This window comes from Pseudomonas sp. UBA4194, assembly GCF_002379585.1.
Taxonomy (GTDB): Bacteria; Pseudomonadota; Gammaproteobacteria; order Pseudomonadales; family Pseudomonadaceae; genus Aquipseudomonas.
In genome coordinates this window covers 24722-38623 of record NZ_DFUE01000021.1, presented here as the reverse complement: position 1 = coordinate 38623, position 13902 = coordinate 24722, and the positions used below count along the sequence as shown (strand labels likewise).

Genomic DNA, 13902 nt, shown 5'->3' with positions numbered 1-13902 from the left:
CCTCACCCCAGCCCTCTCCCTGAGGGAGAGGGAGCCGTACGCGGTGTACTTTCATGGGGTGGGGGAGCATTCGGACATCAACCCCCCAGATACGCCTCGCGCACCTTGGGATCGGTCAGCAAAGCCTCGCCGGTGCCCTGCATCACCACGCGGCCGTTCTCCAGCACGTACGCCCGGTCGGCGATCTTCAGGGCCTGGTTGGCGTTCTGCTCCACCAGGAACACCGTTACACCGTCCCGGCGCAGCTGTTCGATGATGTCGAAGATCTGCTGAATGATGATGGGCGCCAGCCCCAGCGAAGGTTCGTCGAGCAGCAGCAGCTTGGGCTTGCTCATCAGCGCCCGGCCAATGGCCAACATCTGCTGTTCGCCGCCGGACATGGTGCCGCCCCGCTGGCTGAAGCGTTCCTTGAGTCGCGGAAACAGCGCCAGCACCTTGTCCATCTGCTCCTGGTAATCGCCTTTTTCGGTAAAGAACCCGCCCATGGCCAGGTTTTCTTCCACGGTCAGGCGAGCAAACACCCGGCGACCTTCGGGCACCACGGCGATGCTCTTGCGCATGATCACCGCCGATTCCTGGCCCACCAGTTCTTCACCCATGTAGCGGATGCTGCCCGAATGCGCCCGGGGCGATCCGCACAGGGTCATCAACAGGGTCGACTTGCCGGCTCCGTTGGCGCCGATCAGGGTGACGATTTCGCCTTGGCGCACCTCGACGTTGACGTCGTGCAACGCCTGGATCTTGCCGTAGAACGTGGAAACGTTTTCGAACTGCAGCATTACGCTTCCCCCAGATAGGCTTTGATCACTTCAGGGTTGTCCCGAATCTGTTGCGGCGTCCCGTCGGCCAACGGTGTGCCCTGGTTGATCACCACGATGTGGTCGGAAATGCTCATGACCAGCTTCATGTCATGCTCGATCAGCAACACCGTGGCGTTGTGTTCCTCACGCAGCACGCCGATCAGCGCCTTGAGGTCGTCGGTTTCCCGCGGGTTGAGCCCCGCCGCGGGCTCGTCGAGCATGAGGATGCGCGGCCGGGTCATCATGCACCGGGCAATTTCCAGCCGACGTTGCTGGCCGTACGCCAAGGTACCGGCGGTGCGGTTGGCGAACTCCTTGAGGTTGACCTTCTCCAGCCAGTACTCGGCGTATTCCAGGGCCTCTTTTTCGCTTCTGCGAAAACTCGGAGTCTTCAGCAAACCGGCAAAGAAGTTGGTGTTCAAATGCCGATGCTGGGCGATCAACAGGTTTTCCAGCGCGGTCATTTCTTTGAACAGCCGCACGTTCTGGAAGGTGCGCACCACGCCCTTGCGGGCGATCTGATGACCGGGCAATCCCTGGATCGGCTGACCATCGAGCAGGATGCTGCCGCCACTGGGTTTGTAGAAACCGGTCAGGCAGTTGAACACCGTGGTCTTGCCGGCGCCGTTGGGGCCGATCAGGGCCACTACCTGTTTTTCCTTGACCGTCAGGGCCACGCCGTTCACGGCCAGCAGGCCGCCGAAACGCATGCTCAGGTCGCTGACTTGCAGAATGTTCTGGCTCATTTGCGCAGCTCCATGTGTGGACGCTGCATCGGGAGCAAGCCTTGCGGACGCCAGATCATCATCAGCACCATCAGGGCGCCGAACATCAACATGCGGTAGTCGCTGAACTCACGCATCAATTCGGGCAGCAGGATCATCACGATCGCCGCCAGGATCACGCCCAACTGGGAGCCCATACCACCCAGCACGACGATCGCCAGGATGATCGCCGATTCGATGAACGTGAACGACTCGGGAGTGACCAGCCCCTGGCGCGCAGCAAAGAAGCTGCCGGCGAAGCCCGCAAAGGCGGCGCCCAGAGTAAAGGCCGAAAGCTTGATCACGGTAGGGTTCAGGCCCAGCGCGCGACAGGCGATCTCGTCTTCACGCAGGGCTTCCCAAGCCCGACCGATGGGCATGCGCAGCAGGCGATTGATCACGAACAGCGCTGCCAGGGCCATCAGCAGGGCAATCAGGTAAAGGAAGATGACCTTGCTGATCGGGCTGTATTCCAAGCCGAAGAACTGATGGAAGGTCTGGCTGCCCTCGGCCGCGCGACGCTCGAAGCTGAGGCCGAACAGCGTGGGCTTTTCGATGTTGCTGATGCCGTTGGGGCCGCCGGTGATGTCGGTCAGGTTACGCAGGAAGATACGGATGATTTCGCCGAAGCCCAGCGTCACGATGGCCAGGTAATCACCGCGCAAGCGCAGCACCGGAAAGCCCAGCAGGAAGCCGAAGGTGGCCGCCAACAGGCCGGCCAGCGGCAGGCACTCCCAGAAGCTCAGGCCGAAATAGTGCGACAGCAACGCGTAGCCATAGGCGCCCACGGCATAGAAGCCGACGTAACCCAGGTCGAGCAGACCGGCCAGGCCCACCACGATGTTCAGGCCAAGGCCCAGCATCACGTAGATGAGGATCAGCGTGGCGATGTCCACTGCGCCGCGTGAACCGAAGAACGGCCATACGAACGCCAGCACTATCAGCGCCAGGATGAACCAGCGCTGAGTGCTGGGCAGGGTCAGGAAGTTCGAGGCTTTGGCTGGGATCAACGGTTTGCTGGAATCGCGGCGCAGGCCGCCGATGCGGTCAGCGAACAATACCCGCAGGAACATCAGCACCGAACAGGCAGCGATGATCAGCAGGGTACTGGTGCTGGCGTTCTGCACCACCAGGGTCACTCCGGAAAAGGCCAGTTTCAGGCCCAGCACCGGGTAGGCCACGGCCCACACCAGCGCTGCGCTGAACAACGCGGATCTAAGAGACTTGCTCATACTTTCTCAACCTCCGGACGGCCCAGGATGCCGGTCGGCCGGAACAATAGAACCAGGACCAGCAAACCGAAGGACACGACGTCCTTGTACTGATCACCGAAGATGTCTGCGCCGAAGGCCTCGGCAACACCCAGCACCAGCCCGCCGAGCATGGCGCCGGGGATACTGCCGATGCCGCCCAGAACGGCTGCGGTGAAGGCCTTCAGGCCCACCAGGAAGCCGGCGCTGGGGTTGATCACGCCGTACTGCATGCTCAGCAGCACCGCTGCCACCGCCGCCAGGGCCGCACCGACCACGAAGGTCAGGGCAATGATGGCGTTGGTGTTGATGCCCAGCAGGTTGGCCATCTTCATGTCCTCGGCGCAGGCGCGGCAGGCACGGCCCATGCGCGAGCGGGAAATGAACAGGGTCAGGCCATACATGGCCGCCACGGTCACCACGAACACCAGAATCTGCATGTAGGAAATCTGCACTTCCTCGGCGCCACCGGGGCCGAAGGTCAGACTGCCGGGCAGCAGATTGGGGATGGCGAAGTTGCCGGAACCCTGGGACAACTGCACCGAGTTCTGCAGGAAGATCGACATGCCGATGGCGGAAATCAGCGGGATCAGGCGGTTGCTGTTGCGCAGTGGCCGATAGGCGACCCGCTCGATGCTGTAACCGTAGGCACTGGTGACCAGGATGGCCGCGGCAAAGCCTGCGATCATCAGCACCGGTAAACTGTGGATGCCCAGCATGGCCAAGCCTGCCAGGACGATGAAGGTGACATAGGAACCGATCATGTACACCTCGCCGTGGGCGAAGTTGATCATTCCGATGATGCCGTAGACCATCGTGTAGCCGATGGCGATCAATGCATAGGTGCTGCCGATGGTCAGGCCATTCACCAGCTGCTGCATGTAGTGGAAAATTTCGGGCATTTACCGCGCTCCTAAAAACCTGCTCTGCATTTCTCCAGCCATGCCTGTGCGCTTTCCTTGTCGCGGTCTTTCAGGGCAGGGCGGGTGAACCGCGGGTAGCGGTTTCAAGATTTTCAGGGGGCCAGCCTCCGGATCGCGGTAGGCAGGCCCGTCACTCGTAAAACAAAACCCACTGCGAACGCAGTGGGTCTCGAGGGTTTTGCGTCAGGTGTTACTTGGCAGCTTCGGTCTTGGGTTTGCCGAAGTGCCACTCGTAGACCACGAACTGGAAGTTCTTCAGGTCACCCTTGTCGTCGTAGCTCAGCTCGCCCATCGGGGTCTTGAAGGTACCGGCGTGGATGGCTTCGGCGACCTTGTCGGTGTCCTCGCTCTTGGCCTTCTCAATGGCTTGGGCCACGACCTCCACTGCGGAGTACGACGGGTACACGAACGGACCGCTCGGGTCCTGCTTCTTGGCCTGGAAGGCTTCTGTCAGCGCTTGGTTCGCAGAGTCCTTGTCGAAGGATTTCGGCAAGGTCACCAGCAGGCCCTCGGAGGCATCACCGGCGATCTGCGAAATGGACTCGTTGCCCACGCCTTCAGGACCCATGAACTTGGCGTTCAGGCCCTTCTCCTTGGATTGGCGCAGGATCTGGCCCAGCTCCGGGTGGTAGCCGCCGTAGTAGACGAAGTCGACGTTGGCTTGCTTGAGCTTGGCGATCAGCGAGGAGAAGTCCTTGTCGCCGGCATTGATGCCTTCGAACACGGCCACTTTCACGCCCTTGCCTTCCAGGGTTTTCTTCACGGCGCTGGCAATGCCTTCACCGTACTGTTGCTTGTCGTGGATCACGGCAACAATCTTGGGTTTGACCACGTCGGCAATGTAGTTGCCGGCAGCCGGGCCCTGGGCGCTGTCCAGGCCGATGGTACGGAACACCAGCTTGTAGCCACGGCTGGTGATGTCCGGGCTGGTGGCAGCCGGGGTGACCATGATGATGCCTTCGTCTTCGTAGACGTCGGAGGCCGGCTGGGCGGAGCTGGAACACAGGTGACCGATCACGTACTTGACGCCATCGTTGACCACTTTGTTAGCAACCGCGACCGCTTGCTTGGGATCGCAGGCGTCATCGTATTCCACGGCTTCGAGCTTCTTGCCGTCTACGCCGCCTTTGGCGTTGATCTGTTCGATGGCCATTTTTGCGCCGTTGAACTGCATGGTGCCGTACTCGGCCACCGGCCCGGTTTTCGGACCGGCGATGCCGATCTTGATGGTGTCGGCGGCGAACGAATGGCTGGCGACGCCGGCCAGAACCAGAGCTGCAAACAGTTTGGAAATCTGCTTATTCATTGGTGCTCCACGTTTGTGTTGTATTTCTTATAGTCCTAGCCGTTCAGGCGCCGGACCGAATCTTGCCATTTGCGCGCATCACCCCGCGACACGAAATGGCCGACGACGTTCGGATCTGCCCCTGCCAACTGTACCGGTACAGTGTAGAGCGCCAGTTTGCTCGTTGGAAAGCTGGCGATTGCAGGCAAATCAGTAGGTTGTCGCTAAATCGACATAAAGTTACAGAATAACGGCGGGCTTGAACGCACTGGTTCACTTACGTCCCTGTTTTCCTGGACCCTGGGTCGATCATTGATATTGCAACCGGGTTTTTCCAGCGGCAGGTCGCCGCTATCATGGCGACGATTTTCCTTCTGGTGAAACCCATGACTGAACAACCTAGCACCCTCTATGCCAAGCTGCTCGGCGAAACCGCAATAATTGGCTGGCCGGAGCTGCAACCCTTTTTTGCGCGCGGCGCCCTGTTGTGGGTCGACCCGGCGCTGGATCTGATCACCGTAGCGCAAGCACTGGCCGAAGACAGACGTGACATTTTCGCCGCCTGGCTGCAGGCAGGCGAGGTAGAAAAGCTCTCTGAAACAAGGGCTTTGGCATTTGTCGAGGGGAATCCGACCCTCTGGGCAGTGGTGGTCTCGCCTTGGGTAGTGATCCAGGAAAGAGCACAGCCGCAGTAGTCGACTCTTTTTGGTGCGTGCGCGGTGGTGCTTTCATGTGTGGCGCGGGACACCCTGCTGATCGGCTGGCCAGGCGTTTCCATGGACCCTTCGTTGCCGCCTCATACCAACATCAGGTGCCGGCGTTCCAACCGATTCAATACTGCCGGGATCTCCACCAACGGCACCGGCCGGCTCAACAGATAACCCTGCACGTGATCGCACTGCGACCCTTCCAGGAACGTCATCTGCTCTGCCGTCTCGACGCCTTCCGTTACCACCTGCAAGCGCAGGGTGTGAGCCATGGCGATGATGGCCTGCACCAACTCGCGATCCTTCAAGGCTTCAGGCACGTGGGTGATGAACGAGCGGTCGATCTTCACGGTGTCCAGCGGCAGGTTGCGCAGGTAGGCCAGCGACGAATGCCCCGTACCGAAGTCGTCGATTGAAATCGTCACGCCCTGGGCCTTGATCTCGTCCAGTCGTGCGACGGTTTGTTGGATGTTGGTCATCAACGCATGCTCGGTGATCTCCAGCTCCAGCCTGTGGGCTGCCAGCCCGGTTTCAGCCAGCGCCTGGGCCACTTCGCCCGGCCAGGAGGGACGAGCCAGGGTCTGCGGCGAGCAGTTGATCGCCACCCGCAACGATGCATCGCCTTGGCGGCCGAAGCTTGCCAGATCGCGGCAGGCGCGACGCATGACCCATGCATCGAGCTCCATGATCAAGCCATTGGTGCGAGCCACTTCCAGAAATCGGTCCGGGGCCAGCAGGCCATGTTGCGGATGCCGCCAGCGTATCAGGGCTTCCAGCTTGCCGACCCGGCCGCTGCGCAGATCGAGGATTGGCTGATAGTGCAGCTCCAGGCCGCCCTCGTGATGCAGGGCGTTGCGCAATTCCTCTTCAAGCTGCAAGGCGAGGGTGGCCTTGGCCCGAAGATCGCCACTGAAGAAATGCAGGCTGTTGCGGCCACTGCCCTTGGACTGGTAGAGCGCCAGGTCGGCATTCTTCAGCAGCTCCTCGCAGGTATCGCCATTGTCGGGAAAGACGCTGACGCCAATGCTGGTGGTCATGACGAGGCGCCGTCCGGCCAGTTCGATGGGTTGCTTCATGCGCGTCATGATGCGCTGGGCCAGGAACTTGGCGTCGTCACGCTTGTTCATGGCGATCAGAATGCAGAATTCATCGCCGCCGAAGCGCGCCACGACATCGTCGTCGCGGCGGGTCGCGCCTTTAATGATCTGCGCGATGGCCTTGAGCAACGCATCGCCGACGTCGTGGCCGAGGCTGTCATTGATGCGCTTGAAGTGGTCGATGTCCAGGAACATCACTGCCAGCATGCCCTGGTCGCGCTGCTGCACGGCCAGGCGCTGGGCGAACAGTTCGTTGAAACCGCGCCGGTTGACCAGGCTGGTCAGCGCGTCGTAATGCGCCGCTTGCTGCAACTGCACGCGCGCCTGGTCGAGCTGGCTGAGCAGGGCGTTGACCCGGCGCAGATCCAGTTCCTTGCTCAACAGTTTCTTGTCGGCCAGGGCCGAGCTGATGCTGCTGGCGATGATCAGCAGCGTGATGGTGGCGATGGTCAGGCTCAGTTGCAGCCCGTTGTCGGTGCCTGAGTGATCCATCAGCCGCCCGGTGGGTACGGTCAGGTGCAACGCCGCCATGCCGCTGAAGTGGGCACTGACGATGCCCGTTCCCATCAGTGCGCTGGCGGCGTATTTGAGGGCCACACCCAGCGACCCCGAACCCTGGCGAAAATGTCGGGCCATGGCCAGGGCCATCAGGCTCACGACGATGGCCAGTGCGATCGAGCCGGCGAAGGGCCAGGGGGCGTAGTAGGCCTGGGCGTCGGAGCGCATGGCGGCCATGCCGATGTAATGCATGGCGCAGATGGCCAGGCCCATGCCGGCGGCCGTCAGGGCGTAGTGCTTGAGGCGCACGGTGGGGCGGCTGAGCAGATTCATGGCCAGCAGCCCGGCGAACAGGGCAATCAGTAGCGACGCGATGGTGATGGGCAGGTCGTAGTGCACGTCCATGGCCGTCTGGAACGCCAGCATGCTGATGAAGTGCATCGCCCAGATGCCGCAAGCCAGGCAGGCAGCCCCCAGCCAGCGCCAGCGCCGCCGTGCTCCGGCGGTTTCCGACTGGGCCAGGCGTTCGGCCATGTCCAGGGTGGCAAAGCTTCCGGCACAGGCGATCAGATAGGCCAGCAGCACCAGCCACGGGTTGTGGGTGCAGTGCAGCAGCATTTGCCCTGCGGGGGGAAACTCACTGAGGAAACGAATGCCTAGCCAGTCCATAGCTTGCCTCGAAAACAGAGTCTTTGTTTTCGGGGATTATAGGATGGCGGGAGGTGAGTGGTGGCATATTGATGCCAATCGATTGGCGATTGAGGGTATAGCCAGGGGGAATAAGGGTGGTTTTGCGGGCGTCTTCGCGGCTAGCGCGCCGCTCCTACAGGGGCGGGGTGGGGGGCTTCGCGGCTGGACGCCGCTCCTACAGGGGGACTTCTGTAGGAGCGGCGTGCTAGCCGCGAAGGCGTCGGAACTACTAATGCATCAGCCGGCGACCAGCACTCGGATCGCTTCCAGGCGCAGCGCGGCTTTTTCCAGCATCGCCAGGCCTTCTTCCTGCTGTTTGCGCAACGCCACCAGCTCGCTGTCGCGCACGGTCGGGTTGACCGCCTGCAGTGCCGTCAGGCGGGCCAGCTCTTCCTCGGTTTCGGCTGCCAAGCGACGTTGGGCTTCGGCGACGCGCTCGGCATGGCGAGGGGCAATCTTGGCTTCCCCGGCGTTGATCCGCGGCGCCAGTACGTCACGCTGGGCCTGGATGAACTTGTTGGCGCTGGCCTTGGGCACGCTTTCCAACTGCTCGTTGAGGGTGTCGAACGACACCCGTGAAGCCAGGTCGTTGCCGTTGGTGTCCAGCAGGCAGCGCAGCGCGGCAGGCGGCAGGTACCGGCCCAGTTGCAGCGACCGCGGCGCGACCACTTCACTCACGTAAAGCAGTTCGAGCAGCACGGTGCCGGGCTTCAGTGCCTTGTTCTTGATCAGCGCCACGGCCGTGTTGCCCATGGAGCCGGCCAGTACCAGGTCCATGCCGCCCTGCACCATGGGGTGTTCCCAGGTGATGAACTGCATGTCTTCGCGTGACAGCGCCTGGTGGCGGTCGTAGGTGATGGTGACACCTTCGTCGTCGCCCAGCGGGAAGCTGGCGTCCAGCATCTTCTCGCTTGGGCGCAGAATCAAAGCGTTTTCCGAATGGTCTTCGCTGTCGATACCGAACGCATCGAACAAGGTTTCCATATAGATCGGCAAGGCGAATTGATCGTCCTGCTCCTCGATCGCGGCTACCAGCGCCTGACCTTCACCGTCGCCCCCGGAATTGAGTTCCAGCAGGCGGTCACGACCGGTATGCAGTTCGCTTTCCAGTTGCTCGCGTTGGGCGCGGGCTTCGGTCACCAGGGCTTGCCACTCGCCGTCATCGGCGTTTTCCAGCATCGGCAACAGGCGTGGGCCGAACTGGTGCTGCAGGGCGTTGCCGGTGGGGCAGGTGTTGAGGAACGCATTGAGCGCACCGTGGTACCACTGGAACAGGCGCTCCTGCGGGCTGTTCTCCAGGTACGGCACGTGCAGTTCAATAATGTGCTTCTGACCGATGCGGTCCAGGCGGCCGATGCGTTGCTCGAGCAGGTCCGGGTGAGCGGGCAGGTCGAAGAGCACCAGGTGGTGGGCGAACTGGAAGTTGCGGCCCTCACTGCCGATCTCCGAACAGATCAGCACCTGCGCGCCGAACTCTTCGTCGGCGAAATAGGCGGCCGCACGGTCGCGCTCCAGAATGCTCATGCCTTCATGGAACACCGTGGCCGGGATGCCCGAGCGTACGCGCAGGGCGTCTTCCAGGTCCATTGCGGTTTCGGCGTGGGCGCAGATCACCAGGACCTTGGTACGCTTGAGCATCTTGAGGGTGTCGATCAGCCATTCGACCCGTGGGTCGAAGCGCCACCAGCGTTCCTCGGCACCGTCTTCGGCCTGGGCCTGGAAGCTCACTTCCGGGTACAGCTCGGCGTGTTCGCCCAGGGGCAATTCCAGGTACTCGTCCGGGCAAGGCAGTGGGTAGGGGTGCAGCTTGCGTTCCGGGAAACCCTGCACGGCGGCACGGGTGTTGCGGAACAACACCCGGCCAGTGCCATGGCGATCGAGCAGCTCGCGGATCAGGCGCGGGCCGGCGTCGTTGTCGCCGGCGTTGATCGCCGCCACCAGGCTGTCGCCCTCGCTGCCCAGAAGGCCATGGATGGTAGCCTGCGCGCCAGGCGAGAGTCGGCCTTTGTCCAGCAGCTCCTGCACGGCTTCGGCCACCGGGCGGTAGTTCTCGCTCTCGGCGCGGAAAGCGGCCAGGTCGTGGAAGCGGTTAGGGTCGAGCAGGCGCAGGCGCGCGAAGTGGCTGTCCTGGCCCAATTGCTCCGGGGTCGCGGTCAGCAGCAAAACGCCGGGAATGACTTCAGCCAACTGTTCGACCAACGAATATTGCGGGCTGGCTTTTTCTTCATGCCAGACCAGATGGTGGGCCTCGTCGACCACCAGCATGTCCCAGCCGGCGGCGAACAGGGCGTCCTGGGCTTTTTCGTCTTCAGTCACCCATTCCAGCGAGACCAGCGCCAGTTGCGCGTCTTCGAAGGGATTGCTGGCGTCGCTCTCGATAAAACGTTCGGCATCGAACAGCGCGACCTGCAAGTTGAAGCGGCGACGCATTTCCACCAGCCACTGGTGCTGCAGGTTCTCCGGCACCAGGATCAGTACGCGGCTGGCACGTCCGGACAGCAGCTGGCGGTGGATCACCAGGCCCGCTTCAATGGTCTTGCCCAGGCCCACTTCGTCGGCCAGCAGCACCCGCGGCGCAATCCGGTCGGCCACTTCGCGAGCGATATGCAACTGGTGAGCGATAGGTTGCGCGCGCACACCGCCCAGGCCCCACAGCGAGGACTGCAACTGTTTGCTGGTGTGCTCCAGGGTGTTGTAGCGCAGCGAGAACCACGGCAGCGGGTCGATTTGGCCGGCGAACAGACGGTCGCTGGCCAGGCGGAACTGGATGAAGTTCGACAGCTGGGTTTCCGGCAGGGTGCAGGCATTGTTCTGCGCGTCGAGGCCGTGGTAGACCAGCAGGCCATCGACGTCCTCGACTTCGCGCACGGTCAGCTTCCAGCCTTCGAAGTGGGTGATCATGTCGCCGGGAGAGAAACGCACCCGCGTGAGGGGCGCGTTGCGCAGGGCGTACTGGCGAGTGTCGCCAGTGGCCGGGTAGAGCACGGTCAACAAGCGACCGTCCTGGGCCAGGACGGTGCCCAGGCCGAGCTCTGCTTCGCTGTCGCTGATCCAGCGTTGCCCCGGTTGATACTGCTGCGCCATGCTGCCTGACTCCCGCTTTTGAAAAGGCGGTGATTCTAACGGATTGGGGGGGATAGGGCCAAAGGTATGAGCATTATTGTAGGGGCGCAAATCCGATCTGCCGACCGGGCACCAGACGCGTTACGATACCCGACTGATTTTCAACGTCTCTGATCGGGAGTAGCCATGAGCGCCGTCAATCGCGCAGCAGTGGAAGCCGTGCTTCGCCAATACACCGACCCTTACCTGGACCAGGACCCGGTCAGCGCCGGCTGCGTGCAGGCCATCGATATCCAGGGCGCGGCGGTGACTGTGCACTTGCGCCTGGGTTACGCGGCCGGCCTGTTCAAGAACGGCTGGGCGCAGGTGTTGCAAACCGCCATCGAGGGCATCGAAGGCGTAACCTCGGCCAAGGTCCAGATCGACTGCGTGATCGAGCCGCACAAGGCCCAGGGCCAGATTCCGGGTATGGCCAACGTCAAGAACATCGTTGCGGTGGCGTCCGGCAAAGGCGGAGTGGGCAAGTCCACCACGGCTGCCAACCTCGCCCTGGCGCTGGCCCGGGAAGGCGCACGGGTGGGAATTCTCGATGCTGACATCTATGGGCCCAGCCAGGGGGTGATGTTCGGTATTGCCGAAGGCACCCGGCCAAAGGTCAAGGACCAGAAGTGGTTCGTGCCGATTCAGGCCCATGGGGTGCAAGTCATGTCCATGGCATTCCTGACCGACGACAACACGCCCATGGTCTGGCGCGGGCCAATGGTTTCCGGGGCGCTGCTGCAACTGATCACCCAAACCGCCTGGGATGATCTGGACTATCTGGTCATCGACATGCCCCCTGGTACGGGCGACATCCAGCTCACCCTTGCGCAGAAAGTACCCGTGGCCGGATCGGTCATCGTCACCACCCCCCAGGACCTGGCCTTGCTGGATGCCAGGAAAGGCGTGGAAATGTTCCGCAAGGTCAATATCCCCGTGCTGGGGGTGGTGGAGAACATGGCCGTGCACATCTGTTCGAACTGTGGCCATGCCGAACATCTGTTCGGTGAAGGCGGCGGTGAGAAGCTGGCGTCGCAGTATGGGGTGGAGTTGCTGGCATCGTTGCCATTGTCGATGCTGATTCGAGAACAGGCCGATGGTGGCAAGCCGACGGCAGCCGCGGAGCCGGAGAGCCAGATTGCCATGGTGTATCAGGAACTGGCGCGACGGGTGGGTGCGCGGATCGTGCTGCAGGAGGCAGCGGCACCGGCGATGCCGAGCATTACGGTTTCCGATGACTGAGCAGCGGCGGGGATTTGCGGTGCATGAACCCTGCACCGCCTACCTGCGACCCACCTCAAATCCCACCCATAAAAAAACCCCGCCGAAGCGGGGTTTTTTGAAGCGATTCAGCTCAAGTTAGACAACTTGAACTTCTTCAGCTTGCATGCCTTTCTGACCGCGGGTAGCGATGAAAGAGACCTGCTGGCCTTCTTTCAGGCTTTTGAAGCCGTCAGCCTGGATGGCTTTGAAGTGTACGAACAGGTCGTCACCGGATTGTGGAGTGATGAAGCCGAAGCCTTTTTCATCGTTGAACCACTTAACGGTACCGGTTTGGCGATTGGACATGGTGTATCTCCTTGGACAAAGTTAACTGCGGTTCAGGAAACGCCCTGGCCGAGACTGAGTGCAAAGAGCAGGAAAATTCATGAAGATGTTGGACATCGGGTAGAGATTCTCAGTGACACAAGCAACACAGTGGCGCCACCTTACCCCTTTTTCCGGAACGTGCCAATGGTCTTTGCAGGGTTTATCACAAATATGATCGACGGCACTCGAAACCGCACATAACCTGCGATTTACGGGCCTCCGGCGACAAAAGCGCGGCAGTCTTTGAACGCAGGCGTCATGCCCGGTAAGATGCGCGCAGTTTCCCTTCACCCGCAATTATTCACCTCGCAACCCAGGACACCCGCCATGAGCATCAAATCGGACAAGTGGATTCGCCGCATGGCGCAAGAGCACGGCATGATCGAACCTTTCGTCGAGCGCCAGATGCGTGGCGAAGGCGCCGACCGGTTGATCTCCTTCGGTGTCTCCAGCTACGGCTACGACGTGCGCTGCGCCGATGAATTCAAGGTGTTCACCAACATCAACTCAGCCACGGTCGACCCCAAGAACTTCGACGAGAAAAGCTTCGTCGATATCAAGAGCGACGTGTGCATCATCCCGCCGAACTCGTTCGCCCTGGCCCGCACCGTCGAGTATTTCCGCATCCCGCGCAATGTGCTGACCATCTGCCTGGGCAAAAGCACCTACGCGCGCTGCGGCATCATCGTCAACGTCACGCCGCTGGAGCCGGAGTGGGAAGGCCACGTGACCCTGGAGTTCTCCAACACCACCACGCTGCCGGCCAAGATCTACGCCAACGAGGGCGTGGCGCAGATGCTGTTTCTGGAATCCGACGAAGAGTGCGAAGTGTCCTACAAGGACCGTGGCGGCAAGTACCAGGGCCAGCGCGGCGTGACCCTGCCACGCACCTGATCCGACGAAGCCTGCGAACTAGTTCTGGATTTGCGACTCCATATGAGTGAACCGCCCGGTTTGCGCTGTCTGCGCCGGGCCATCGCTCAGGAGTGTCTATGAAAATCGACCCGACTATCAGTGCTCAGTTGGCCAAGCTTCAGCCCAATTCCATCGGAGTGCTTGCCTGGTCGCTTCTGGCAAACCCCCTTGCCCAGGTGGCAGGCGGGATACCCGGCCAGCCCGACCCCGATACCCAGCAGCCCACCGAACCTGGTGTGCCCACCGTGCCTGACGAGCCGCCTCCCGCCCCCGTAGCCTGA

The 13902-nt window shown here is 61.7% G+C and carries 12 protein-coding genes; 4 read left to right on the top strand and 8 right to left on the bottom strand.

Going from position 1 to position 13902, the window contains the following annotated elements:
* Positions 1–77: 77 nt before the first annotated feature.
* The 5 genes from B3397_RS06040 to B3397_RS06020 all read right to left on the bottom strand — a co-directional run bounded on the left by B3397_RS06040 (position 78) and on the right by B3397_RS06020 (position 5043).
* Entirely contained in the window at positions 78–779 is a 702-nt protein-coding gene (locus B3397_RS06040) for an ABC transporter ATP-binding protein (RefSeq protein ID WP_296248191.1), read from the bottom strand.
* On the bottom strand, positions 779–1546 hold the full coding sequence (livG, locus tag B3397_RS06035) for a high-affinity branched-chain amino acid ABC transporter ATP-binding protein LivG (RefSeq protein WP_296248189.1): 768 nt from the start codon (positions 1544–1546) through the stop codon (positions 779–781). Before livG ends, B3397_RS06040 begins: the two co-directional genes overlap by 1 nt.
* Positions 1543–2796 (bottom strand): high-affinity branched-chain amino acid ABC transporter permease LivM, encoded by a 1254-nt coding sequence (locus tag B3397_RS06030; RefSeq protein WP_296248187.1) that lies wholly within the window; start codon positions 2794–2796, stop codon positions 1543–1545. The genes livG and B3397_RS06030 overlap by 4 nt, the downstream gene beginning before the upstream one ends.
* On the bottom strand, positions 2793–3716 hold the full coding sequence (gene livH, locus B3397_RS06025) for a high-affinity branched-chain amino acid ABC transporter permease LivH (RefSeq protein ID WP_296248185.1): 924 nt from the start codon (positions 3714–3716) through the stop codon (positions 2793–2795). The genes B3397_RS06030 and livH overlap by 4 nt, the downstream gene beginning before the upstream one ends.
* A 211-nt stretch (positions 3717–3927) precedes the next feature.
* Positions 3928–5043, bottom strand: coding sequence for a branched-chain amino acid ABC transporter substrate-binding protein (locus B3397_RS06020; RefSeq protein WP_296248184.1), 1116 nt, complete (start codon positions 5041–5043; stop codon positions 3928–3930).
* A gap of 365 nt (positions 5044–5408) precedes the next feature.
* Between B3397_RS06020 and B3397_RS06015 the strand changes: the two genes are divergently transcribed.
* On the top strand, positions 5409–5717 hold the full coding sequence (locus B3397_RS06015) for a DUF2288 domain-containing protein (RefSeq protein WP_414704350.1): 309 nt from the start codon (positions 5409–5411) through the stop codon (positions 5715–5717).
* 101 nt (positions 5718–5818) lie between these two features.
* Here B3397_RS06015 and B3397_RS06010 read toward each other — a convergent pair whose 3' ends face one another.
* Positions 5819–7993, bottom strand: coding sequence for a putative bifunctional diguanylate cyclase/phosphodiesterase (locus tag B3397_RS06010; protein ID WP_296248182.1), 2175 nt, complete (start codon positions 7991–7993; stop codon positions 5819–5821).
* Between the two features lie 258 nt (positions 7994–8251).
* Positions 8252–11098 carry an RNA polymerase-associated protein RapA gene (gene rapA / locus B3397_RS06005; RefSeq protein ID WP_296248181.1) on the bottom strand — a complete coding sequence of 949 codons (2847 nt, stop codon included), beginning with the start codon at positions 11096–11098 and terminating at the stop codon, positions 8252–8254.
* Positions 11099–11263: 165 nt separating this feature from the next.
* Here rapA and apbC point away from each other — a divergent pair, with 165 nt between their 5' ends.
* On the top strand, positions 11264–12358 hold the full coding sequence (apbC, locus tag B3397_RS06000; protein ID WP_296248178.1) for an iron-sulfur cluster carrier protein ApbC: 1095 nt from the start codon (positions 11264–11266) through the stop codon (positions 12356–12358).
* A 117-nt stretch (positions 12359–12475) separates the two neighbouring features.
* On the opposite strand, the gene B3397_RS05995 is transcribed toward apbC, so the two are convergent.
* Positions 12476–12685, bottom strand: a complete 210-nt coding sequence (locus tag B3397_RS05995; protein ID WP_049862192.1) for a cold-shock protein — start codon at positions 12683–12685, stop codon at positions 12476–12478.
* Between the two features lie 348 nt (positions 12686–13033).
* On the opposite strand from B3397_RS05995, the gene dcd reads away from it, so the two are divergent.
* Positions 13034–13600: a dCTP deaminase gene (dcd, locus tag B3397_RS05990; RefSeq protein WP_017126297.1), complete on the top strand. Its 567-nt coding sequence runs from the start codon at positions 13034–13036 to the stop codon at positions 13598–13600.
* Positions 13601–13698: 98 nt separating this feature from the next.
* Positions 13699–13902, top strand: coding sequence for a hypothetical protein (locus B3397_RS05985; protein ID WP_296248174.1), 204 nt, complete (start codon positions 13699–13701; stop codon positions 13900–13902).

Bases quoted from the DNA above. Each gene is read 5' to 3' on its own strand.
- B3397_RS06040 (WP_296248191.1), bottom strand. From the start codon at position 779: ATGCTGCAGTTCGAAAACGTTTCCACGTTCTACGGCAAGATCCAGGCG.
- B3397_RS06020 (WP_296248184.1), bottom strand. From the start codon at position 5,043: ATGAATAAGCAGATTTCCAAACTGTTTGCAGCTCTGGTTCTGGCCGGC.
- B3397_RS06010 (WP_296248182.1), bottom strand. From the start codon at position 7,993: ATGGACTGGCTAGGCATTCGTTTCCTCAGTGAGTTTCCCCCCGCAGGG.
- B3397_RS05995 (WP_049862192.1), bottom strand. From the start codon at position 12,685: ATGTCCAATCGCCAAACCGGTACCGTTAAGTGGTTCAACGATGAAAAA.
- dcd (WP_017126297.1), top strand. From the start codon at position 13,034: ATGAGCATCAAATCGGACAAGTGGATTCGCCGCATGGCGCAAGAGCAC.
- B3397_RS06030 (WP_296248187.1), bottom strand. From the start codon at position 2,796: ATGAGCAAGTCTCTTAGATCCGCGTTGTTCAGCGCAGCGCTGGTGTGG.
- livG (WP_296248189.1), bottom strand. From the start codon at position 1,546: ATGAGCCAGAACATTCTGCAAGTCAGCGACCTGAGCATGCGTTTCGGC.
- apbC (WP_296248178.1), top strand. From the start codon at position 11,264: ATGAGCGCCGTCAATCGCGCAGCAGTGGAAGCCGTGCTTCGCCAATAC.
- B3397_RS06015 (WP_414704350.1), top strand. From the start codon at position 5,409: ATGACTGAACAACCTAGCACCCTCTATGCCAAGCTGCTCGGCGAAACC.
- livH (WP_296248185.1), bottom strand. From the start codon at position 3,716: ATGCCCGAAATTTTCCACTACATGCAGCAGCTGGTGAATGGCCTGACC.
- rapA (WP_296248181.1), bottom strand. From the start codon at position 11,098: ATGGCGCAGCAGTATCAACCGGGGCAACGCTGGATCAGCGACAGCGAA.
- B3397_RS05985 (WP_296248174.1), top strand. From the start codon at position 13,699: ATGAAAATCGACCCGACTATCAGTGCTCAGTTGGCCAAGCTTCAGCCC.